The organism is Sphingobacterium sp. UBA1897 (assembly GCF_002337775.1).
Taxonomy (GTDB): Bacteria; Bacteroidota; Bacteroidia; order Sphingobacteriales; family Sphingobacteriaceae; genus Sphingobacterium; species Sphingobacterium siyangense.
This window is the reverse complement of the sequence record NZ_DDGR01000009.1, coordinates 1-22,701: the sequence shown is the minus strand read 5'-3', so window position 1 is coordinate 22,701 and position 22,701 is coordinate 1. Positions and strand designations below refer to the sequence as shown.

Below are 22,701 nucleotides of genomic sequence, written 5' to 3'. Positions count from 1 at the left end.
TGATCAATTATTGTAAAAACAAAGTAATCATCGAACCATTAAAAACAACCAAATATCACTTTTTAGTGGTCGTTTTATTCATAATATTCGATCTTTCTTTTTATTAAAATTCCACCTTCAAATTCGTCTTTAGGATTTCTTTTAATAACCAGCTTTTGTTCAACCCAATTTTCATAATTATCATAAATATATGAATAGGTTGATGATTGTATGGTAGGGCTTTCTTCAGATCTGCTTTTTTCTTCTTCTATTTCGCCATGTGAATTGTATTTATAATTTTTTGTTTCTTTAAAATAAGAAGAATTTAGCTCGATTGGTTTATTTGAATTGTCATATCTGATATCGACAACCCCTGATATATTGCCATCAAAATTGTCAGTTTTTTCCTGAATCATATTTTTATTCCGATCATATATTTTAGTGACAATAGAAACTAACAAAAAGTCTTTTTTTGTTTCGTCGTATTCATAACGTTTTATTGTTTCGTCATTTTCATTATAAAAATAATCCGTGTATGCGCTAAATTGATTCAGACTTAACCTATTGCCCTCGTACCGGTTTTCAATCTTTTTTGTCAATTGTTTTTGTTCATTATAAGAGAACAAAATCTCCCCATATTTATCTCCTGTAACTGTGCCAATTAGTTCTATTTTGCAGAGTTTGCCTTTTTCATAGATATATCTTTCATTTAAATTGTAATTATTTTTATTCTTGCTTTTGTCAAACTCTACGATATAGATAGTTGAAACGGTACCATCTAAATTGTACTCTTTATATTGATCCAGTCCTTGCATGTCGCTTCTGCTAATAGGCCGCCCCGCTATTCCATGGTAGGTTATTTCCTCTGTTTTTATCTGGGGTTTAGTTTTGTGTGAGTCTTGTCCAAAAGCAAAAACGCACAGTAAGAACATTGACATAAATGCTGTTATTTTTTTTCTCATATCGTATTTTTTATGACCTATCCCCACATATATAGCCTCGCCAAATAGTACACCAAAGCTTAATTCACCATTTTTAAAATAGCGCGAGCTCGCTACCGAAATTCAATTACTGGACTCAACCTTACTTATGTAAATATACGGCCGGTCTTTTTGGTATGAAAGGCTATTTTATAATTCGTAAAGCTGTATTTATTATCCGCTATCATTTTTCAATTATCGGGATAGAATCATGGTATAATACTTCTCACTGGGACAAGATTAATAACTAAACTTATTATGCAGAGCACCGATTTGTAGAGAAAAGATGAGACCGGCTGGAATCTGTTGTGACATTGTCTTAAAAACGAATTGCCACGTTGATTTAGAGAAAAATGAAAAAGATATCTTTTAGAAACTGGGGCTTAATCGTGGATGATAAAATTAACGAGAATAATTTACGAAAAACCAGCTTTTGGAGGAAGTGATGCCTGTGGAATGTTCGTTTTTAGCTAGCAATCGTTCGGTATCGAACAGGGTTATTAACTCAAAGTTTTTATTTTCAGGAGGATAGCATTTTGGCAAGTACCTTGTTAACCACTAATTATGAATAAAACAGTATTTAACTAAAGACCTCCAATGAAACCATTATTTAACCTTCTTCTGTTCATATTTTTGACAGGCAGTGCATTTGCACAAACAAACTCGACGACATGGAATAAGTTCCTATCAGACTTTAAGAAATTAGAACGGGATTATAATACCTATTATCCGGCAAAGGATTATCAAAAAGCCACAAAAGTATTAAATGCCATATCGGCCAAAATGGACAGCTTACAGCTATCTGAAAAAGAAAAGCAGGAATATCAAACTACGATAGGTGAAATCAATGCGAATATAAACTACAACCTTGCTTGTTTACAATCATTACTCAATCAAAAAAAACAAGCAGTTTCAAGTTTTGAAAAGGCAGTTTTGTGGGGATATACCGACTATCGTAATGCTTTAAATGATCAAGATCTAGATAATATTCGTAAGGAAAGTAAATTTTTAAAAGCATTAGTCCAACTGAAGCAGTACGATAAATTAACCCTATTGCAGCAATCTGGAGGATACATTTCAGCAAATAGTGACTCTTTGCCGGTATTTACCTACGAGGTAACGAGCAATCGAAATTTATTAGCGGTAAAAAATTTTTTCAATCTGGACTCGATAGCTGGTAAGGGCGACGAAATCTCCAAAATCTGTAATATCATGTTTTTTGTCGCAAATAATATTAAATATGACGGCAGCAATTGGGCACTATGTGAGTTTGACGCGATCGATTTTTACAACTATCACAAGGCAACAGGAAAAGGTATCAACTGTCGGCACAAAGCGATGACGTTAAATGAAATGTATCTTGCTATGGGATTTAAGTCTCGTTATGTTACATGCATGCCAAAAGACGATAAAGATACTGACTGCCATGTGATCAATAGCGTATATGCTGAAACTCTAAAAAAATGGCTGTGGATGGATCCTTCCCATGGTACATTTGTGATGGACGACAACAACAATTTACTGAGCATTGAAGAAGTTAGGGAGCGTTTAAAAAATAATCAATCGCTCAAGCTAAACGCAGAGTCCAAAGTAAATAAACTTTGGTACCTGGATTATTATATGGCAAAGAATTTATACTGGATTCAATGCACGAATAAAAGCCAGTTTAACACAGAAAGTAGATATAGGCCCGTAGCCCCTGATCTGCAGTACATTTCTTTAGTTCCAAGTGGGTTTGACAAAAGCAATAACAAATATTTAAAAAACAACGTGATTACGTTTGATCCTGCCTACTTCTGGATTTCCCCTGAAACAAATACAACACAATAAAATTGTATCGGCAGGCATGACCTGCCGCTTTTAGTTAGACTGTCAAAGGTGGAGTTGCGGACTTCCAGCTACGTCTCCCAGCATCGTAAATCTAGCCACTTATCGTGCTGTCAGGCTCGGAATTATTTTGCTGGACAGGCTCCCGGGGAGTTAAAAAAAAAGTATACTAAAAAAATGAAGCCTAGATCTTCGTAAAAGTTTTATAAACAAGAATGGTATGAGTAAGATGAAAGGCTAAAAATAAGGCAGAAGCAATGATAAAAATCCATTTCTTGAATGGCAGGTTAAAATTAAAGGTATCTCCTATCAGTGAAATTCCTAAAAGCCATACCAAAGGTGTGTAAGCGGGAGCAGAAAAACCAAGGAGGCTATTGCTCCAAATGCTTTTAGAAAATAAAATTAATAAAACCCACGAAAGCATGTACAGCAATAATCCTGTAAGATAAATGCTGAAGCCGACTTTTTGCCTTTTTGTACGCAGCTGCAGAGGCATCAAAAATGAAATTACAACTATAAACAGCCTAAAAATATTCTCACCGTACGTTAACACGTCCGGAATATTAGCAGAAAATATTTCGGCCTGGTAATTGGCAGGCAACTTATTGCTTAATAAAATATTCCAAATAATGATCGGCAACATCAATATGAAGCAGTTCAAATAATAGCTTTTATAACTCATACTATAGATTTTTTGGTTGGTTTAGTATTCCCCCGCTCTGTTTTTAATTTTGATAGCAAATCTAACCTCTCTTAGATAATCTCAACTTTATGATCATTTAAAAGGAGTTACACTGATTTCAATCATCAGATTTTCAAAATAAAAATAGAATCCAAATGAATCCCTGATTTTCTTTGGTGCGCTTTCAAATTTCAAACCGCTGTCGTTTATTAATTTCTGATATACCTCGTGAACAGCTTTCTCATCTTTTTGATAAAATCCAATATGGAAATTCGCTGGATACTTATGTCTATTTTCCTCGTTGTTCAATTGCTGCCCCCAAAGGACTAAAGCAAAATTATTGCTACTTTCAAGCACTGCCATTTTGCTGTTTCTGTTTATAATTAAATTAAAACCCAAATTTTGCGTAAATAGGTCTACGGCTTTATCTACCTCTTTTACGACCAGGTTGATGTGATTTAGATGCATTTTTTCTTCTTTTATTTAATACAAAATTATGCATCAGGAATCAGGTTCAATTGGATAAATCGGTCGTTTTCATTTTTGCTTAAAATAGTTGGCGTTACTCCGGCATATTTTTTTACTTCACGGATAAAGTGAGATTGGTCGCCATAGTTCAGTTCTGGATAGAAGTTTTCTTCTTTCAGTTGTTTTAATGAATTTGAAAAACGTACAATGTTAACATATGATTTTAGCGTAAGCCCAAGCCAATTCTGGAAATAGCGGTTAATCTGCCTGCTACTCCAACATATTTTACCCGCCAGTTCTTTTACTGTAATTTCTCCCCTAGATTTACTGATAAGCTCAAACAACTTCTGTTTCATTCCATCCATTTGTTTTTTATACTTTGAAGAAATAGTATAACAGGCCTTTTTATAAAAACACTCGAAGTCAATGAGGTCATCTTTTGAAAATCCCCAATAATCATCTGGCAACGTTTTTTTTGTATTTTTTAGATCCGAAAAAGAGTGATTAAAAATATATTCCGCAGCAGTTGGATAAAAGCTAATGGCGAACATCCGAGATTTCGGGAATGGTGGCTTTATAACAGGTTCTGTACAGACTCCACAAATAAAAATCTCAAAAGCTCCTTTTTCATCTATAAAAAGAAATAAGTCTATTTTGCCGTCTGGAACAATAATTCCTTCTCTATTCTCATCAGAATTATTTATTACCATCCAGATACTCTCAACGATGTGTTCAAGTGAGTGCCACGGCTTAAGTGAGATATATTCTAATTGATTATTTTGAAAATTCATCGTTAAGCAGCTCTGAAATTGATATTTACAAATGTATCATTTTAAATAATTCGCTGTTCATTCTACTTAGCATAATCTCATCGCTCAAAGCAGCGGATTGGCCGTCGGTATTGATTTTCTGTCCATGGCATTATGGTCTCGATAATAAGTAGGTTCTTCGTTAACCAATTGAAGCTTCCCTTCATTCAAGAAAAATGTAATGCCCCCACTTTACCTTGAAGTACTTACCTTCCATGAACCGGATGCTGTTTTAATTTTATCTATGGAAGATTTGCTAGCCCCAGCGGTTTTTAAATTCTTTTCTTTTTTCATATCCAATGCTGTTCTTATTTGATCCATCAGGGGTGAACAAAGCCAAAGTCTGAAAGGTTTGGTAGGTATTTATATTTGCAAAAATTACCACCATTTCTGCGCTATGGGCTTGAAGATGATGTTTTGATAGCGTGTTAAAAGGGCTTGTATGTGATTATTCTGGTTGAATAATCACAAAGTGTACAAACTCAAATTCATTTTTTATATCCTCACGAATCCGGCGTATCGCCTCGATGATCTCCTCTGTGTCAAGATGATCTTCAAAATCAATAATAAGCATCAATACAACGTACTCTGGCGATTGATAAGTGGATAGTATGTTTTTAGTTTTTACAACAGCCGAATCCTTTTCAGCAAGCTGGGCGATTTTCAATCTTGTTTCTGAAGCAATTCCCTCTCCCATTAATAAGCTTCTGCTTTCTCTAGCCAATATAAAGGATACAAAAGCCAACAACAAGCCTACGATTACTGAAGCTAGGCCATCTAATTCAGGAATCTGCAAGTAATGACTTAGTCCCATTAATACCATAACGATAATTAACCCTGCCACAGCTGCACCATCTTCAAAGACCACAAGGAAGCTGGAAGGATCTTTACTCTTAATAATTGCATCCCACCAACCCATGCCATTGCGGGTTTTATTGAATTCTTTTAAAGCAATAAAAAAAGAAGTTCCCTCAAAAATTAAGGAGAGTATGAGTACAATATAATTCCAAAAAGGATCGCTCATTAATTCGGGTTCCATGATATGAGCTATACCCTGGTAAATAGATAATGCACCACCAAGCCCAAAAATCAGAATGGAAACAATAAAAGACCAAAAGTATAGTTCTTTACCATAACCAAAAGGATGAGACTGGTCGGGTGGCCTCTTACTTCTTTTTAAGCCATAAAGTATGAGCAATTGATTTGCAGTATCTACCGTTGAGTGAATACCCTCTGAAATCATGGAGGAACTATTTGTAAATGTTCCCGCGATGAATTTAGTTAATGCAATTAATACATTCGCCGCGAGTGCACTGTATATTGATTTTTTATTACTGGTTTTTAATTCCGGATTATCCATGGAAGTTTAAATGCGTTTATTTCGTATATTTTTCAATTACTTTTTTAAGATCAATACCTTTACCAAGGACAGGCTTAAAAATATCACCTTCACTATTCATCCTTTCTATGGCATTCAACAGATGAAAATCATTTATTTTCAGTCCCTTCTTAACTTCATCCCAATGAAGCGGCATGGATACCGTTGCTCCGGGCTTAGGACGGACAGCGTAGGCCGCAGCAATGGTTGCATGGGGTCTATTCTGTAAAAAATCCAGATACATTTTTCCCTTCCGATCCTTAATGGACCGTTCTAAACTGGTGAACTTGGGCAGCTCATTATGTACTAATGTGACGATCACCCTGGCAAATTCCTTGGACTGATCATAGGTGTATTTCCCCCCGAGCGGAATATAGATGTGAAGGCCAGTAGAACCGCTGGTCTTACAATAACTTGGAACACCCATATCATCTAGAATGCTCTTCGTTACCTGTGCTGCCTCAACGACCTGATTAAAGGAATTTTTATCCGGGTCTAGATCGATAATACAGAATGATGGATTTTCGGGCTTTTTGACCGTACTACTCCAGGGGTTCATCTCAATGCAGCCAAGATTGACCATGTAAAGCAGTGTCGCTTCATCTTTTCCGACCAGATAATGCTTATCCTTGTTATCTGTATCGCTATGATAAAGATATGTCTCCGCCCAGTCTGGAGCAGTATCCGTTACGTTCTTGAAATAGAAACCTTCACCTTCAATACCATCGGGAAATCTGTTCATGCTTTGGGGACGATCTTTTAAATAAGGCAATATAAATGGAGCCGCCTGATAATAATAGTTGATAAGATCTCTTTTTGTTATTCCCTCCGTGGGCCAAAAGATCTTATCAAGGTTCGTGAATTTTAACTCATGCTCATTGATCTTTTTGACCTGCGTGTTATCTTTCGGATTCAATAGGGTCTTACGCTCACCTTTACTTCGCGGAGTAATTATTTTATCTTCCATGTCATTAACTAATTCTGCTATAGGAGATTCCTCCTCCAAAATAACCTTCTTAGGACTTTTGTCCTCGCGCATTCCATCAAAAGAAGGATGCCGCATTACGCCATCACTTGTCAATTCCGTAAAACTAACCTCACAGACAAGTTCGGGTTTGAGCCATGTCACCGTGGCATGTGGTGGATTGGGTCTAAAGCGTGATGGTTTGTTTACATCTGGTTCTTCCTTGAAAGGCGTTTTAGAAATGATCAGCGGTTTAAAAAGCTGCATCATCTGCTTCTGTAGCTTTTCATTGAAACCTGTACCGACTTTACCTGTATAGACTAATTTTTTTCCTTCGTAGACACCTACAAGAATGCTACTGAATAACTTACTGGAATCATCATTCAGCGTGTATCCGCCTATCACGACCTCCTGTCTTTTATTCGCCTTGATCTTTAGCCAGTCCTTTGAACGGTTATGAACATGGTATATACTATCTTTTCGTTTGGCCATAATTCCTTCAAGGCCCAGTTTCCTGGCTTCTTCGAGGAACTGGGTTCCCGAAGTTTCAAAATGTTCACTGACTAGAATGCTTTTCCGTTCTGGTAAGATTTCCTGTAATATAGTTTTACGTTCAAGCAGCGTAAGATCCTTTAAATCATGCCCATTGTACCAGAGGATATCAAATACGTAATAAACCAGATCGCCATCTGCTTCACTGCGCCAATTTTGTAAAGACCCGAAATTGGCCTTTCCGTTTTCACCAAGCACCACTACTTCCCCATCCAATATGGCATTTAATCCTAGCTCCTTTAAATTGTCATAAATGGGATAGAATTTTTCATTAAAGCTTTTATCGTTGCGGGACTTCAATTCCACTTCCCCTTTGTTTATAAAAGCTACCGCCCGATACCCATCCCATTTTACTTCATAGATCCAGTCTTCATCATCAAAAGGCTTATCGACCAATGTGGCAAGCATGGGCTCAATGTGGGAATAGAATTTTTGCTTTGGTGTATTTTTTAAAAAATCTTGAATATCTGTTTTCTTTGAAGATTTATTTTTAGGAACTGCATCAAGCTGACCATTGATAAGCTCAGATGCTTTGGCTTTTACTGATCGTTTATCTTTAACGGTACTGTCTTTTTTAATGATACGTTCTCCATATACATGATCTGGAGATTGCTCCATCTGCGCAATGGATTTGCCAGATAGCACCGACTTATCTTTCGTCGTTATGTCTTTTTCACTGGCATATTTATCATCCAGTTTTATCAGCAGCCAGCCGTTATCTCCCCTGCCCTGGGCTTTAACAAGAGCAAATTCACCTTTGAGTTTTTTGCCATTGAGTTTGAATTTTAGCTTACCAGAATACAGCTGATGTAAAAGTTCTTTTTCTTGTTTCGGAACATCCTTAAAATCGCCCTCAGCAGGTTCATAGGTTCCTTCGTCCCAGACAATAACTGTACCGCCGCCATACTGCTCTTTTGGGATGATTCCTTCAAAATTCCGATAATCATAAGGATGGTCTTCAACCATCATGGCAAGACGTTTTACACCTGGATCAACTGAAGGCCCCTTAGGTACCGCCCAGCTTTTCAGAACACCATCCATTTCAAGACGAAAGTCATAATGCAGGTGTGAAGCATCGTGTTTCTGAACCACAAAGCGTAATTCTGTTCCACTTGGTTTCCCACCAAAGGGCTCCGGGGTTTTCTCTTCGGTACGCTTTTGCCGATATTTAACTAATCCCATAGCTGTATCTTTAGGTGATCTGTTTCTAGCTGTTTTTCCCTTTTTGGATTTATTATCGGCCATGATCGGTATTTTAAAAATTAATATATTGGTAAATAATAAAATGCATATTACACTACCAGTTAATTCGATTTTGATATAGCACAAAACTCAATATGAAATGGTTTTCTCTGATTTAGCAAATTGCTTTTTATGGCCTGATAAATATTAATCTGAACAATGCTGGCGTGCGAAAGGTTTTGCTAACAGGATTGTACCCAAACTTAGAAGAGAATATCGATTTCGTTTTTATTTGATAACAGTTAAATATATTTTATTGAACTAAAGTGGTTTGGGCTGGGTTATCTATGCAGTAACACTTAAAATTTTTATTATGGCAACTACGAAATCTGTACCGGCAAAAAATGCCACAAAAAAACCTTCTGGTAATACCGGAAAAATGAAAGACAGTGAATTCCACGAGTTTTTCGTCGATGAACTAAAAGACATTTATTGGGCCGAGAAGCACTTAGTGAAAGCTTTACCCAAAATGCAGAAAGCGGCAACTAGCGAAAAACTCGCCGCTGCTTTTGAAAAGCATACCAAGGAAACTCAGAAACATATAGAAACTCTTGAACAGGTATTTGAGCAATTGGGAGAAAAAGCTGTTGCTAAAAAATGTGACGCTATGCAGGGTCTACTTGATGAAGCCGATTCGATCATTTCTGACACAGAAAAGGATACTTTTACCAGAGACGCAGGCCTCATCCTTGCCGCACAGAAAGTAGAACACTACGAGATCGCCACTTACGGTACTCTTCGCACATTTGCAGAAACGATGGGACACGACGATGTAGCTTCACTGCTCCAAAAAACCTTAGACAATGAGAAGGATACCGACGAAGCATTAACAGGGATAGCAGGCGGTTTCGTAAACGACAAGGCTGCCCAAGAATAGTTGAAATACAGCAAAAACCTTGGACACCAGCTAAAGGCTTTTTACGAAAACAATGCGAGGTATATAGTTGTTATTTATATTCTCAACTATATTAAGTAAAATTCATGTATGAAGGTCGGACTTGATAATCCGACCTTCATTAATTTTTAGCAAAAGCCGAAAATTAGACTTCCCAAAATGAACCGCCTTTAAGACTCGTCTTTAGTGTTCTTCACAAGACTTATTCCTGATGAGAAGAAAATAAGCGCCAAAATGCCGACTACTGCCAAATTCGTATAGGCATTACTTTTCATGATCAGTTCATAGCCGGTATAGATTAGCCCTACAATACCCAATACTGTGAGAATAGTTCCAAATATTCTTTTTACGTTCATGATGAATATATTATTTTTTTGAATCCTTTTTGCCTGAAAATTTTTCTATTTCACCCTCAAGCTCCTGCTTTTAATTACTGATATAACACGTCTCAAAAACAAATAGATTGCTTTTGCAAAATAAATTATTGGATCGCCAAAAAAACAAAAATGGCATACGACTGTTAGAATTATCGCAGATCAAAATTTCAAAATTTATGATCTGAGATAAGATCACTATAACTTTAACTTTCAATTTGTAAGATTATGAATGGTATTATTTTTCATGGTACTGAGATTCATTATGGCGGCATAGCTGAGTTCTTATTTAGCCCGGAAATTGGTTATAATGCGATGCCAGCAATTATCGAATTCCTCGGAGGCGAAAAAGCCTACGCCGAAATTATCCACGCTCTTCCTTCAGAAATCACGATTACGGTGGGTGAACATTCAACCGATAAGGAAGAGAAAGTCCCCCAGGAAACTTGGATACTTCGCTATGATAAAAAAGAGGACAATTGGAAAATAGTCGAAAAGTTGCAGCCGGGATGAACCTTCGTCGGAGTGCAGTCATGTTCAGTTGATGACCATACGATTTCCGCAAAGGAACTATTGTTTTGAAAGTATACGAAAGAAAGGCTGACTTTAAAAAGTCAGCCTTTCGCAAAAATCAAACTAAACTGAAACGTTAGCTCTTGTTTTATTTGTTGGGATTGTCAATTTAACCGGTAGACCTTAAGCTGTTTTTGCAGCTTTTTTCTTACCATATGGATTCTCGTTTTTATTGTACCTTCTGGCATATCAAAATAGGATGCAATTTCATGGTATTTATAACCATCTAAAAACAAACGGAAAATTTCATAGTTTTCTGCCGTTAAGCTGTTCATCGCACGCTCGATATCTTCGGCCATAAACTTATTGATCCCTTTGTTGAGTTCTATTGTATTTGTACTTTCCAAGACCACATATTGATCTTGAATTTCGGTGGTACGCTTTGCTTTTCTATACTTATTGATGTAAGTATGTTTCATAATTACATATAACCAGCTCATTAGCTTCGGATGCTGAACAAAATTGTCTATGGACTTCAATGCGCGTATCCACGTTTCTTGGATCAGGTCTTCCTTTTCATCCGGATCAGCTGTAAATTTAGCAGCAAAATGATTAAGTAAACTTCTTTTTTCGGTGATGAGTACATTTAAATTGTGGTTGTTCATAACTTATCCTCTTTCTTTATTCAACTGATTGTCTAAAATGATTTTACAAGAAAAGGATAACAAGAAGAGTGCTAATTTTGAGGGCCAATTTGCATGTAAAATAAATAGCATTGTTAGTGGTAAAAATACGTTGTCCTTATTTACAAAGCCTATTAAGCAAATTTTAATGGATTTTTGCCCTTAATTTTAAATACAGATAAAAAAATAAGCAAATAATAAAAAAAGACAATAGGGTATTTATATATAGGGAAATGTTATAAATACGTTTATTCTAAAGTGTTATTTGCAAACCAGTTTGCTAGTCAGTCGCTAAAAACTGTACACTTTATTGATAACTAACAACTAACGTTTAAATTTTATCCATTCAAACCATAATCCATCGAAGGCTGTTCTACTGCAAAAACAAATATATTATGGGAAATTTATTATATATCATTGCTGTTATTTTAGTCATTATTTGGGCGTTTAGTTTCTTTGGAGGTTATGCTACAGGGAATATAATTCACGTTTTATTAGTTATCGCCATTATTGTCGTTCTGTTACGTGTAATCCGAGGGGCTGCTTAACGCGATATAAAAATCTGATGCATGGTATATAAAAATTTTTATATACCATGCATCTACAGAGAAATATAGACCTGACCTGACCAAGGCTTTAGCGATGCCACAGTGTTTTGAGCATAATCAGTATTAAACAAAACCGCGGCATCCATTTCATTCGTATTAAATATCATTTTCCATTGCAGATCCTCAGGCAGCGTTACCTGTTGTACAGCGGCAGAAAAATTCATCATTACAAATAGAGAACTTTCATTTTTTTTCATCGCTAAAATAAGTACTTTTTGATCCGGGAGACATTTGGCTGTCATTTCATCGCGCTGTATATTTTTCAGCACAGGATTGGTTTTACGGAATGCTATCAGGGATCTATAATAAGATAAATAGTGCTGATAGACTTCACTATCCTGTTCGTCCCAATTCAAAACGGTATTCCTAAATATCGTCTCGTCCTGCGGATCGAGAAATTCTGAATCTTCAAAAAAATCTTCAAACTCTTTTTTTCGTCCCTGTCTCACCTGCTCTACAAGTTTGGGGTCACTATGACTGGTAAAATAGGGAAAAGCTCGTTTTGTACCCCATTCTTCTCCCATGAACAGTAAAGGAAGATATGGAGATATGAACACGGCAAAAGCCATAAGTCGCGTTATTTCTACAGGATAGAGTGAAGCCGCGCGATCGCCCATCATCCTATTGCCGATTTGATCATGATTCTGACAGAAAACTATAAAATGATCCCCTTTGATACCGAGAGTGTCCGTTCCAAAGAATTTTTCCCGATGGGGAGAATAGTTGCCATCGAATACATATGCTTTTTCATAAGCTTTTACGAGATCGGCCAATCCATTAAATTCCTCATAGTACCCCTTTTTTGGTTCGCCCACGCTTACTCTTAAAGCATGGTGGAATTCATCGAGCCATTGTGCATCCATCCCAAAACCATTTTTCGCCAATGGGTCTAAAAATCGTCTATCGTTGAGATCGCATTCAATAAATAGAAAATGGTTTTTTCCGGATTTAGCGATAATTTCATCCGTTTCCTTACGAATTTGCTGAAGGATATGAACAGCGTTAAAATCCTTGATTGCATGTACCGCATCCAAACGCAGCGCATCGATATGAAAGTCTTCAAACCACATGCGTACATTGTTCAGTACCAAATCCCGCTGTCCATGACAATAGCTATCGTCATAATTCAGCGCATTACCCCAGGGCGTATGGTATTTGTCGGTAAAATATGGGCCATAATTCGAGAAATAGTTTCCCTCTGGCCCGAGGTGATTATAGACGACATCCAAAATTACCGCAATATTGGCCTCATGACAGGAATTCACAAGCCTTTGGAATTCCGAAGCGCCACCATAGGAATGCTGCACTGCAAAAGGAAAAACACCATCATATCCCCAATTTCTCTCACCAGGAAACTGTGCAACAGGCATAATTTCAATAGCAGTGATACCCAAATCTTTCAGATAGGGAATCTTTTTGATAACACCATCAAAATCATGGGATAAGGTAAATGTTCCTACATGAAGCTCGTAAATAATAAAATCAGACAATGCTGGAGGCCGATAGTCTTTATCGGTCCAAGAAAAAGTGAGATCAACGATTTTTGAGGGACCATGTACACCTTCTGGCTGGGAGAGCGAAATCGGATCCGGCAATTCGTTGCCATCGACACTGATCCAGTATAAATCTCCAGCTGCTAATAAATCAGTCTCTGCGTGCCAATAACCATATTGTTGGGGCTTAAGCGCGATCTCCATATCTTTTTGATAAAATCGGCAAAGCACATTCTTTGCCATTGGTGCCCATACGCGAATCTGCCAAAGGTCACCATTGCGACGAATACCCAATTGTTGAATTCCTGTCTTGCTCATATATATCCCCACTTTATTGTGACTGAAATAAAAGTATAGAACGTGAGGGCACTAAAATAGCATCTCCTGCTGAATAGTTTCCAAAGCTTTCTATCGTATCATTATTCGTATCTAAGATCTTAAACCAACCAGCCCCATAATTTTCACCGGGGAGCGTGTAGGTTACATCTTCCCAATACGCATTAAATAACAGGTAAAAATTAGCATCCACGATTTTCTTTCCATCGGTATCTACTGATCTAATTCCCGCACCGTTTAAAAACACAGCGAGTGAGCGCGCATAGTCTTCCTGCCAGTGATGATCATCCATCTCAGATGCATCTGGAAGAAACCATACGATATCTTCAACACCTGTACCGCGGATAGGCAATCCTTGAAACCATTTGCGACGACAGAATACCGGATGTTCTCGCCTAAAATGGATCAATTTTTTAGTGAAGTCCAATAAAGATACGTCCACATTGTCCCAGTTGAGCCATGAAATCTCATTGTCCTGACAATAGGCGTTATTATTGCCCTGCTGTGTTCGCCCATGTTCATCGCCAGCGACAAGCATAGGTACTCCCTGGGAAAGAAATAATGTGACGAGCATGTTTCTTTTTTGTTTTTCTCTTAGGTTATTTACCGTAGAATCATCTGTAGGTCCTTCTGCCCCACAGTTCCAGGAGCGGTTGTGGCTTTCTCCATCTTTATTATCCTCACCATTAGCTTCATTGTGCTTTTCGTTGTACGATACCAGATCGTGGAGCGTAAATCCGTCATGAGCAGTAATGAAATTTATACTGGCGGAAGGTGTACGATTGTCTCCCCGGTATAAATCGGACGATCCAGTCAGGCGATTAGCAAATTCAGCGATCATACTGTCCACTCCAATCCAATAATCGCGGATACAGTCACGATACTTTCCATTCCATTCGGCCCAACCGGCGGGGAACTCGCCGACCTGATACCCTCCTTCTCCAATATCCCATGGTTCGGCAATTAGTTTAACCTGTGAGATCACGGGATCCTGATGGATAACGTCAAAGAAAGAGCTCAATTTATCTACGTCATGGAGCTCCCGCGCTAATGCTGATGCCAGATCAAAACGGAATCCATCAACGTGCATTTCCTGCACCCAATAGCGTAAACTATCCATGATCAACCGTAGCACGTTAGGCTGGCGGGTATTCAATGTATTGCCTGTTCCAGTAAAATCCATATAATAACGTGGATCTTCAGCCAAACGATAAAATGAAGCATTGTCAATTCCTCTAAAAGAGAGTGTTGGTCCCATTTCATTCCCTTCGCCTGTATGATTGTAAACGACATCAAGGATAACTTCTATCCCCGCACTATGAAGTGCTTTTACCATTTCCTTGAATTCCACGACCTGTTCTCCATGGGTACCCGAAGCAGAATAGCGTACATCAGGGGCAAAAAAACCAACACTGTTATATCCCCAATAGTTAGTTAGTCCTTTATCCTGTAGGTGACGGTCTGTAATAAAATGGTGTATAGGCAATAATTCAATTGCAGTGATCCCCAATTCCTTTAAGTAATTTATGGTGACAGGATGCGCCAAGGCAGCGTAGGTTCCTCTTATTTCTTCGGGAATCTCCGGATGAGTTGCTGTAAAACCTTTTACATGTGTTTCATAAATCACACTTTGGTGCATGGGTACACGCGGAGGATGGTCGTCCCCCCAATCAAAATGACCGTCTATAACCACGGATTTCGGGACGAAAGGAGCGCTATCAGTTGTATCCAAACTCAAATCGTCCTCTCCTATATTGTACGCAAATAAAGCATCATTCCATTGTACGACACCCGAAATTGCTTTTGCATAGGGATCAATCAGTAATTTATGCGGGTTGAAACGATGCCCCTGGGCCGGATCGTAAGGACCGTGCACACGATAGCCATACAGTTGTCCTGGTTTAATTCCCGAAACATAAATATGCCAAACTTGATGCGTCTTCTCCGTTATTTTAAATTTCTCGATTTCTTGTTGGTTCGAACTATCATAGAGATAAAGTTCGACAGCCTCGGCATTTTCGGAGAAAAGGGCAAAGTTAACCCCTTCTCCATCGTAAGTTGCGCCTAAAGGATAAGGGCTTCCAGTATTGATTTTTGTTTCCATCTTTATGTTTAACGGTTGTATAATTTTGTATAGTCATTTAATCTTGCCTGAAGTTTTGGAGAAAAAGCTCTTTTATGCATGCGCCACAGCCAATTTCCGGTCGTACTGGCAGGTCGGTTCATACGACATGATCCATCAAGATTGAGAATATCTTGCATCGCAACAATGACTGTATCTGCGACAGAGGTGTAAAGTGATCGTATAAGGACCTCATTTACATTTCCACTGTCAACAATTTGTCCAAAATACCTATTGATATTTATTTTACTCGATGATTTAAGATCTTCACGATACCAAGAAAGTGTCGTATTATTATCGTGTGTTCCAGGATAGGCAACAGAATTTCTGCAATAATGATGTGGAATATGGGGTGAATGTGCCATATCGTTATCAAAAGCGAACTGTAAAACCGCCATGCCCGGAAAGTTGTATTGATCGCGCAGATCATATACCTTCGCATCGATGTCTCCAAGATCTTCAGCGATAAAAGGCATGTCATCTAAATGAACTTTTACTTGATCAAAAAAATCCGAACCAGGACCTGTTGACCAACGTCCATTCTTGGCGGAAGTTTCCTCAAAGGGAACTTCCCAATAGGAAGAAAATGCCCTAAAATGATCAAGCCGCAACCTATCAAACAGCGCGCAATTGTGTGACAAGCGCTCAATCCACCATCTGTAGCCATCTTCTTTGAGCGGTCCCCAAAGATAGGTCGGCATCCCCCATAATTGCCCCGCTGCATTAAAGTAATCAGGCGGAACCCCAGCAACATTTTTAATAGTACCATTTGCTCCTATGGAAAAATAGTGCGGATTGGCCCAAACATCGGCAGAATCATAGGCAACATAAAATGGGATATCACCGATAAATCTTACGCCATAATCGTATGCGTAGTTTCTTATGGCATCCCATTGTCTGAAAAATAGGTATTGAAACCATTTTTCCTTTCGCAATTCATCTGCGAATTCAATTGCGAAATCGTTAAGTGCAGTGCTGTCGCGATGTTTGTATTGTGTTGGCCAATCGAACCAAGGATGATTCCCATGTCTGTTTTTTAGAACTTTGAAAAGTGCATAATCATTAAGCCACGAAGACTCACGGTCTACAAATTCAGAGAAATCAAGCGCATGTTGAACAGAAAGACGATTAAATGCTTTCTCCAAAAGTTTGTATTTTGTGAAGACTATATCAGCAAAATCTATTGTTTTAGAACTATTTCTTTTTAAAGCCTTTAGTTCCCCTTTTTCCAGTAAGCCAAATTTCAGTAATTCGTTTAAATCGATGAATAACGGATTACCTGCTCTACTACTTAGGGTGCTGTAAGGAGAATGGTTTTGCTCAACATCTGTAGGCCCTAAAGGAAGTACCTGCCACCAGCTTTGGCCGCTATAATACAGTTGTTTAACAAAACGACGAGCTCCGGATCCCAAATCACCAATTCCATAGGATGATGACAATGAGCTGATATGCATTAAAACACCCGCACTACGCTTAGGTAGGGTACTTTTGTATTTTAAAATAGCGATTGGAAGATCCCTAAAAATGGCATTCACTGAAATTTCTGTGCCTTCGCCCGCTATGTCAAATAGCATGTGATGCCAGGCCACAGAATGATTTACGGAAAGATGAACGCTCGTATCTGCCCAGTCAAATGAGCCGGGTACGAATTTGGAGATTTTACCGATAGCAGCCAGGTGTAGCGGAAGTACTATGATCATCCAATCATCTCCAGATCTACGCGCGAATGCCAAAATATGTTTACGGTAACGACCGCTTACTTTTAATGGAATATAACTGCTATCTGAGGCAAGTGCAGGATCATGCTTTCTGAGTTTTACCAATTCCTTAACTAACCATAGTTTAATTGTCCCATCGTATCTATTTTGCCATAATTGTCTAATTCGACTGTCGTTGGGCATATTTTCAATAGCCTTCAGCAGATTTTCACTTAATTGATAATCTATCGGTCGTCGATTGTCGGGATCAACAAAACTATGGTTCCAGAGTTCCGACCCCTGGTAAATATCAGGTATACCTGGACAAGTAAATTTCAAGATTTGCTGTGTAAGCGAGTTTAAAATCCCGAAATCAGCTACCGCTTCAATAAATTGATAAAAGCTCGTAAAAAATGGACGATCTTTATCAAGCAAAAAAGAGGCAAATTCCCGAACAGCGTCTTCATAGATTAAATTTGGATTTTCCCAGCTCGAGCGCTCTTTCCCTTCGCGTAGATATTTAACCAAGTAGTCCAAAAAACGTTTTTCAAATACGTCGTATGCTTCTCCATCCTGTTTTTCCATTGGATAAGAGGCTACCAGCGACTGATAAATAAAATATTCATCAGTCGGATGTGGGAGGTCTTTTCGATATTCATTCCAAACCACATCTTGCCAAATCTGAACCTGTTTAACCCATTTCTGAGCCATAGCGGTTAGGACTAATAAGCGACTTCGCGAATCCTCACCACGTTTGGTATCGTGTGTAGAACTTGCATTGATGGACAGTGGCCAAAATTTTTGCCTTTCCTGCATTAATTTGTGGAATTTCTTTTTACTTAGCCCCCAGTTATCCGGATGATCGCCGACTTCATTGTGTCCTATAAAACGGTTGTATGTATACATTAACGTATCTTCCACACCCTTAGCCATTACTGGGCCGGCCAACTGCATACATCGGAGAAAAAAATCAGCCAAAGCAGTATGGCTCAGCGATTTTGAATCTACCTGTGCTTGCTCAAACAGTTCTCGAAATTGATTAACCAGCTTTTGATCGAGCTCGGGCTTTCGGGTCAACTTTTTAAAAAGAGAAGACAGCAGATCGAAATTGTTCGCCACCAGTGGAAAGCTTTCATCATATAATCGATAAACAGGGAAAAATCCCAAAAAAGAGCTTAGAATATCTTTTAAAGGCCCTAGCTTATTCGGACTTTTAACGGCTAAAAGTGATGCCAGTGACCAGGCCAGGTTATTAAGCTCGCCCTGCATGTGTTCATTGAGAATTATGCTCTTTTTTATATACTGTTGTTTTTTAATGGATAGATTTTCTCCAATAACTTTTCTATAATACTTATCCAATATTTTCTTTCCCGATTTACAGGAGCAAACATTATTGGAAGCCGATAAAAAATCGTAGCCTGTTGTACCCTGTATAGGCCATTCGAGTGGAAGTTTCTCCCCCTGTTCAAGTATTTTTTCAGCAACTATATAAGTTTGTGGACCGATTAATTCCCTCAAATTAAGTAAATAGTCAGTAGGCTTATAAAGTCCATCAATATGATCAATCCTTAATCCGTCAATCAGTTCTTCATCGACAAGCTTTTTTATCAGCTTATGGGACTGCTCAAATACATTTTTGTCTTGTACATTTAAACAAATCAATTCATTGACCGTAAAAAAACGTCTAAAATTTATACGTTGATTTGTAAACCACCAAGGACAAAGCTCATAATTCTGACTAGCCACCAGTTCGTGAATACTTTCTAGATTATTATTAAATTGGTCAAGGACATGCTTTAATTTCTCATTAGAAAGGTTCTTAAAAATGTGCGCACGCAGTTGTCTCCATTCCTCGACATCTCCATTAGCTTGAGCCGTATTTATTTGAACCAGAAGTCCACTAAAATCCGATTGGCTTTCTTTTAAATAATCATTAAGGACGAAAAAATAGGATTCAGGCGAAAGTGGATAAAGGTTTTCCTGATAAGAAAGCCGAAGACTATCGTCTGAGAAAACGACAGCAATTTCGTGGTTTGAAATCGTTTCGTCTAAAGTCTTAGACAAGATAGGTACCATTAACTTTTCTTTCTCGAATAAATTGGAACTATAGCAGGTATCAAAAAAATGGCTAAATTTTGATGTCTGTCCAAATTCGAGCAGATTCATTAGCCATTCATTCGAGGGATGAAACGCCATATGGTTAGGAACAATATCCTGTAACCATTTGATATGATACTCACTTAACTCTTTTTTAATGGATCTCAGCTCGTCCAGCGTACCAAGTTCACTATTTATTTTATTGAAATTTGTGCCGTCATAACCATGCATACTCCCTGGTGTTGACTGAAAAATAGGTGCAGCGTAGATTGTATCGATGCCCAGATCTCTTAAGTAAGGAATAATTCTCTTGAAATCCGAAAAGTTAAATTCTTTATGAAACTGAATTCTGTAAGTAGTGTTTGGCGTATTTATGGATACATTTCTATTCATCTGCATGGCTCGCTGAATTTCATTTTAGATCAGAACGTCGGCCAGCAATTTTAGTTCATATGAATTTCAAAAAAGAAAGATGGAAAAAAGGTCCAAGAATTCTGAAAATACTACAGTAAAAAAATAATTTAAAATTAAAACGAATCTTTTTGAGCTACGTTCTACCTATACTTCTTCAATAATTGCAGTTTTAAACTAATATAAAATGAAAAAAATAGGAATTACGTTTTCTGCTTTTGATCTGCTCCATGCAGGTCACATTAAAATGCTCGAAGATGCCAGAGAACATTGCGACTTTCTGATCTGCGGCCTACAAACCGATCCAACACTTGATCGTCCAGAGAAAAACAAGCCAACACAATCTGTATTTGAACGCTATATGCAATTAAAGGCATGTAAACATGTAGATATGATTATTCCATATGCAACAGAACAGGATCTGGAAGATGTATTACGTTCGTTCAAAATACATGTGCGGATCTTAGGCGATGAATATATGGATAAAGCATTTACAGGAAGGCAATATTGCGAAGAAAAAGGAATAGAATTGTATTTCAATAGACGGGAAAACAGGTTTTCGAGTTCTTCTTTACGCCGAATAATTGCATCGAAAGAAAGAGTCAGTGCGGGTTCAGTCGTAAACATAAATGAGGGAGTTAACTATGCCTTAAAGCGTATAAATGCATAAACTAATAATGAATATATGAACGTAGGTATTATTTTCGGCGTATTCGACATGTTACATGTAGGCCATATTGTTGCACTACAGGAAGCTAAGAGCAAATGTGATTATTTGGTTGTAGGACTTAAAACGGATTCAAACATACAGAATGCTGAATCCCATGATGCAGCACAAACAATGGTCGAACGGTTTATCAAATTGGAGGGTTGTCAATTTGTTGATGAAATTATTCCTTTTGAATCGGATAAAGACATCACGGATATGCTTCAGTCGCTGCCCATTCACAAGTATTTTATAGGTGAAGAATATAAATTGGTCGATTTTTCAGGAAAGGATTATTGTATCTCGGAAGGAATCGAAATATGTTATATCAAAAACAAAAATAGGTTCTCGAGCCAATCACTTCGAAAAACTGTAAGTGACAAAGAAGCCGAAAAGGGAGAAAATGCTTTTCAGCACAAATCTGACATGCTATCCCTAAATCAACGTATACCTCAATTTTAGAGGTATCAATATATCGGTAGCGATAAGTAGAAAGCTTGTAAATAACAATAATATCGTTAGGTATGGAAAAAATCAATATTGGTATTATTACGAATTTGAGAAAGCTACTGTTCGCCTACCGTATACTTTTTTCTGAGCATATACAAAGTCCGGCAAATATTGTACTTGAAGCAACTTCTATTGATTCTATCAGCAGCAATTCTCACATCAATGAAAGGCCAGAATTGCTGCTGATAGATTATCGCCTCGTATTTAAAGACACAGCACTTTTCTTTTCGTTTGTAAATTATTTTTATCCCGACACGGTCATTTTACTTATTGTACATCAAACTTTTCTTTGTGAAGCAAAGCGATGTACAAATTATGTTCAATCGGTTTTATCCCCTAACCTGGACATTAATCAACTTTTTATGCTAATAAAAAATTCAGTTTTACAGTCTAACATTGTTAAACAGTGAATTCCCTTTTTTTTAAATTCGCCATTGTTTTCTCTTGTAGAGCGACCGACAAAGAAATCTACATAGCTCGCCCCTATGTCGCTAAAGACAGTGGTGCCGATAACAACATTGGCAGCTATTGGAATTGGTCGTGGTATGTTGAATTAATAAGTTTATAGCTACTAACTTTCAAGATTATAACAAACTGTAACGCTAAGGTATTGGTTTGGAAGTAGGATTGGTTATGGGAAATCGTAAGTAATATACCCAAGGATGTTTCTGAGGTAATTAAGGGGAAAATTTCTATACAAAAATGTTTTATCTTTAACATTGCTAATTCAGATTCTTAAATTACATCACAGGATGAAAAAAATACATGTATGGTTCGGAAAGTTTAAAACGGAGAAAGAATTAAAAAAATATCTGGATCAAAATGACTATCTGGAAGCATGGTCTGTTTATGACAACGCACCGCCAACCGGAAACGAAGAGGACGATAAAGAACCAAATACGGAGTTACGCTGTGATTTTTGCAAGGAAGTTCATTTGGATAACTATGATGAAGATCTCATGATAATGAAATATTATAAGAACTCTCTAGATATCAAAACCATTGCAGATGATATTGGTGTAGATAAAAAGGAGTTAGAAACATTATTAAGAGGACATAGTTTCATTGGTTTTAACGCTGTTGTAGCTTTTGAAGACAATGACCTAGATGAAAAAGATGCTTCACGTTCTGAAACGATAAAGTACATTGGGAAATTGGCTCGCTTAAAATACCAACGAAAACTACAGAATAATATATGAACATACAGCTAAGTGTCAATAGAGATTTAAACGCAACCGACATACTACAACTTTATCAAGCTAACAAATGGAGTGCAGCCGATAAACCAGAACTACTGATCAAAGCACTCTTTCTTAAATTCGCATTCCTTAGTTACGGCATGGGATGGTACGATATTGGTAGGTCTAGGAAATGC

At 37.6% G+C, this 22,701-nt stretch carries 18 protein-coding genes and 1 pseudogene; 8 read left to right on the top strand and 11 right to left on the bottom strand.

Features of this window, described 5'->3' with window-relative positions; all coding sequences use genetic code 11:
* Positions 1 to 74: 74 nt before the first annotated feature.
* Positions 75 to 941: a hypothetical protein gene (locus B4N43_RS07360; RefSeq protein WP_286733841.1), complete on the bottom strand. Its 867-nt coding sequence runs from the start codon at positions 939 to 941 to the stop codon at positions 75 to 77.
* 615 nt (positions 942 to 1,556) lie between these two features.
* Here B4N43_RS07360 and B4N43_RS07355 point away from each other — a divergent pair.
* Positions 1,557 to 2,789 carry a transglutaminase-like domain-containing protein gene (locus B4N43_RS07355; RefSeq protein WP_286733838.1) on the top strand — a complete coding sequence of 411 codons (1,233 nt, stop codon included), beginning with the start codon at positions 1,557 to 1,559 and terminating at the stop codon, positions 2,787 to 2,789.
* Between the two features lie 181 nt (positions 2,790 to 2,970).
* On the opposite strand, the gene B4N43_RS07350 is transcribed toward B4N43_RS07355, so the two are convergent.
* From B4N43_RS07350 to ligD, 5 genes are all read right to left on the bottom strand, one after another.
* On the bottom strand, positions 2,971 to 3,468 hold the full coding sequence (locus tag B4N43_RS07350) for a hypothetical protein (RefSeq protein WP_286733836.1): 498 nt from the start codon (positions 3,466 to 3,468) through the stop codon (positions 2,971 to 2,973).
* A gap of 93 nt (positions 3,469 to 3,561) precedes the next feature.
* Positions 3,562 to 3,936 (bottom strand): VOC family protein, encoded by a 375-nt coding sequence (locus B4N43_RS07345; protein ID WP_286733835.1) that lies wholly within the window; start codon positions 3,934 to 3,936, stop codon positions 3,562 to 3,564.
* 26 nt (positions 3,937 to 3,962) lie between these two features.
* Positions 3,963 to 4,727 carry a helix-turn-helix domain-containing protein gene (locus B4N43_RS07340; RefSeq protein WP_286733833.1) on the bottom strand — a complete coding sequence of 255 codons (765 nt, stop codon included), beginning with the start codon at positions 4,725 to 4,727 and terminating at the stop codon, positions 3,963 to 3,965.
* A gap of 466 nt (positions 4,728 to 5,193) precedes the next feature.
* Positions 5,194 to 6,105: a cation diffusion facilitator family transporter gene (locus tag B4N43_RS07335; protein WP_286733832.1), complete on the bottom strand. Its 912-nt coding sequence runs from the start codon at positions 6,103 to 6,105 to the stop codon at positions 5,194 to 5,196.
* Positions 6,106 to 6,121: 16 nt separating this feature from the next.
* Positions 6,122 to 8,884 (bottom strand): DNA ligase D, encoded by a 2,763-nt coding sequence (gene ligD / locus B4N43_RS07330; RefSeq protein WP_312461610.1) that lies wholly within the window; start codon positions 8,882 to 8,884, stop codon positions 6,122 to 6,124.
* Between the two features lie 310 nt (positions 8,885 to 9,194).
* Here ligD and B4N43_RS07325 point away from each other — a divergent pair, with 310 nt between their 5' ends.
* Positions 9,195 to 9,758, top strand: a complete 564-nt coding sequence (locus B4N43_RS07325; RefSeq protein ID WP_153848118.1) for a ferritin-like domain-containing protein — start codon at positions 9,195 to 9,197, stop codon at positions 9,756 to 9,758.
* 188 nt (positions 9,759 to 9,946) lie between these two features.
* On the opposite strand, the gene B4N43_RS07320 is transcribed toward B4N43_RS07325, so the two are convergent.
* Positions 9,947 to 10,132 carry a hypothetical protein gene (locus tag B4N43_RS07320; RefSeq protein ID WP_075993108.1) on the bottom strand — a complete coding sequence of 62 codons (186 nt, stop codon included), beginning with the start codon at positions 10,130 to 10,132 and terminating at the stop codon, positions 9,947 to 9,949.
* 246 nt (positions 10,133 to 10,378) lie between these two features.
* Here B4N43_RS07320 and B4N43_RS07315 point away from each other — a divergent pair, with 246 nt between their 5' ends.
* A complete protein-coding gene (locus B4N43_RS07315) occupies positions 10,379 to 10,663 on the top strand; it encodes a hypothetical protein (RefSeq protein ID WP_286733827.1) in 285 nt (94 codons plus the stop codon).
* A gap of 164 nt (positions 10,664 to 10,827) precedes the next feature.
* Here the strand turns inward: B4N43_RS07315 and B4N43_RS07310 are convergent, their stop codons facing one another.
* A complete protein-coding gene (locus B4N43_RS07310) occupies positions 10,828 to 11,328 on the bottom strand; it encodes an RNA polymerase sigma factor (RefSeq protein ID WP_153848119.1) in 501 nt (166 codons plus the stop codon).
* A 413-nt stretch (positions 11,329 to 11,741) separates the two neighbouring features.
* Between B4N43_RS07310 and B4N43_RS07305 the strand changes: the two genes are divergently transcribed.
* Entirely contained in the window at positions 11,742 to 11,894 is a 153-nt protein-coding gene (locus B4N43_RS07305) for a lmo0937 family membrane protein (RefSeq protein WP_120333750.1), read from the top strand.
* Positions 11,895 to 11,947: 53 nt separating this feature from the next.
* On the opposite strand, the gene treZ is transcribed toward B4N43_RS07305, so the two are convergent.
* From treZ to treY, 3 genes are read right to left on the bottom strand one after another with little or no spacing between them, the layout of a single operon-like run.
* A complete protein-coding gene (gene treZ / locus B4N43_RS07300; RefSeq protein ID WP_286733821.1) occupies positions 11,948 to 13,765 on the bottom strand; it encodes a malto-oligosyltrehalose trehalohydrolase in 1,818 nt (605 codons plus the stop codon).
* Positions 13,766 to 13,778: 13 nt separating this feature from the next.
* Positions 13,779 to 15,887 (bottom strand): glycogen debranching protein GlgX, encoded by a 2,109-nt coding sequence (glgX, locus tag B4N43_RS07295; RefSeq protein ID WP_286733819.1) that lies wholly within the window; start codon positions 15,885 to 15,887, stop codon positions 13,779 to 13,781.
* 8 nt (positions 15,888 to 15,895) lie between these two features.
* On the bottom strand, positions 15,896 to 20,092 hold the full coding sequence (treY, locus tag B4N43_RS07290; protein ID WP_286733818.1) for a malto-oligosyltrehalose synthase: 4,197 nt from the start codon (positions 20,090 to 20,092) through the stop codon (positions 15,896 to 15,898).
* Between the two features lie 205 nt (positions 20,093 to 20,297).
* Between treY and B4N43_RS07285 the strand changes: the two genes are divergently transcribed.
* From B4N43_RS07285 to B4N43_RS07270, 4 genes and pseudogenes are all read left to right on the top strand, one after another.
* Positions 20,298 to 20,780 (top strand): adenylyltransferase/cytidyltransferase family protein, encoded by a 483-nt coding sequence (locus B4N43_RS07285; RefSeq protein WP_120333754.1) that lies wholly within the window; start codon positions 20,298 to 20,300, stop codon positions 20,778 to 20,780.
* 15 nt (positions 20,781 to 20,795) lie between these two features.
* Positions 20,796 to 21,278 (top strand): adenylyltransferase/cytidyltransferase family protein, encoded by a 483-nt coding sequence (locus B4N43_RS07280; protein ID WP_153848124.1) that lies wholly within the window; start codon positions 20,796 to 20,798, stop codon positions 21,276 to 21,278.
* Positions 21,279 to 22,078: 800 nt separating this feature from the next.
* Positions 22,079 to 22,525 carry an immunity 22 family protein gene (locus B4N43_RS07275; RefSeq protein ID WP_286733814.1) on the top strand — a complete coding sequence of 149 codons (447 nt, stop codon included), beginning with the start codon at positions 22,079 to 22,081 and terminating at the stop codon, positions 22,523 to 22,525.
* Positions 22,522 to 22,701: pseudogene (locus B4N43_RS07270) on the top strand (hypothetical protein); the annotation flags it as partial. The gene B4N43_RS07275 and the pseudogene B4N43_RS07270, both read left to right, overlap by 4 nt.

Coding starts and splice junctions, on each gene's coding strand:
- ligD (WP_312461610.1), bottom strand. CDS start 8,884: ATGGCCGATAATAAATCCAAAAAGGGAAAAACAGCTAGAAACAGATCA.
- B4N43_RS07320 (WP_075993108.1), bottom strand. CDS start 10,132: ATGAACGTAAAAAGAATATTTGGAACTATTCTCACAGTATTGGGTATT.
- treY (WP_286733818.1), bottom strand. CDS start 20,092: ATGAATAGAAATGTATCCATAAATACGCCAAACACTACTTACAGAATT.
- B4N43_RS07350 (WP_286733836.1), bottom strand. CDS start 3,468: ATGAGTTATAAAAGCTATTATTTGAACTGCTTCATATTGATGTTGCCG.
- B4N43_RS07275 (WP_286733814.1), top strand. CDS start 22,079: ATGAAAAAAATACATGTATGGTTCGGAAAGTTTAAAACGGAGAAAGAA.
- B4N43_RS07285 (WP_120333754.1), top strand. CDS start 20,298: ATGAAAAAAATAGGAATTACGTTTTCTGCTTTTGATCTGCTCCATGCA.
- B4N43_RS07315 (WP_286733827.1), top strand. CDS start 10,379: ATGAATGGTATTATTTTTCATGGTACTGAGATTCATTATGGCGGCATA.
- B4N43_RS07345 (WP_286733835.1), bottom strand. CDS start 3,936: ATGCATCTAAATCACATCAACCTGGTCGTAAAAGAGGTAGATAAAGCC.
- treZ (WP_286733821.1), bottom strand. CDS start 13,765: ATGAGCAAGACAGGAATTCAACAATTGGGTATTCGTCGCAATGGTGAC.
- B4N43_RS07310 (WP_153848119.1), bottom strand. CDS start 11,328: ATGAACAACCACAATTTAAATGTACTCATCACCGAAAAAAGAAGTTTA.
- B4N43_RS07340 (WP_286733833.1), bottom strand. CDS start 4,727: ATGAATTTTCAAAATAATCAATTAGAATATATCTCACTTAAGCCGTGG.
- B4N43_RS07305 (WP_120333750.1), top strand. CDS start 11,742: ATGGGAAATTTATTATATATCATTGCTGTTATTTTAGTCATTATTTGG.
- B4N43_RS07355 (WP_286733838.1), top strand. CDS start 1,557: ATGAAACCATTATTTAACCTTCTTCTGTTCATATTTTTGACAGGCAGT.
- B4N43_RS07325 (WP_153848118.1), top strand. CDS start 9,195: ATGGCAACTACGAAATCTGTACCGGCAAAAAATGCCACAAAAAAACCT.
- B4N43_RS07360 (WP_286733841.1), bottom strand. CDS start 941: ATGAGAAAAAAAATAACAGCATTTATGTCAATGTTCTTACTGTGCGTT.
- B4N43_RS07280 (WP_153848124.1), top strand. CDS start 20,796: ATGAACGTAGGTATTATTTTCGGCGTATTCGACATGTTACATGTAGGC.
- B4N43_RS07335 (WP_286733832.1), bottom strand. CDS start 6,105: ATGGATAATCCGGAATTAAAAACCAGTAATAAAAAATCAATATACAGT.
- glgX (WP_286733819.1), bottom strand. CDS start 15,887: ATGGAAACAAAAATCAATACTGGAAGCCCTTATCCTTTAGGCGCAACT.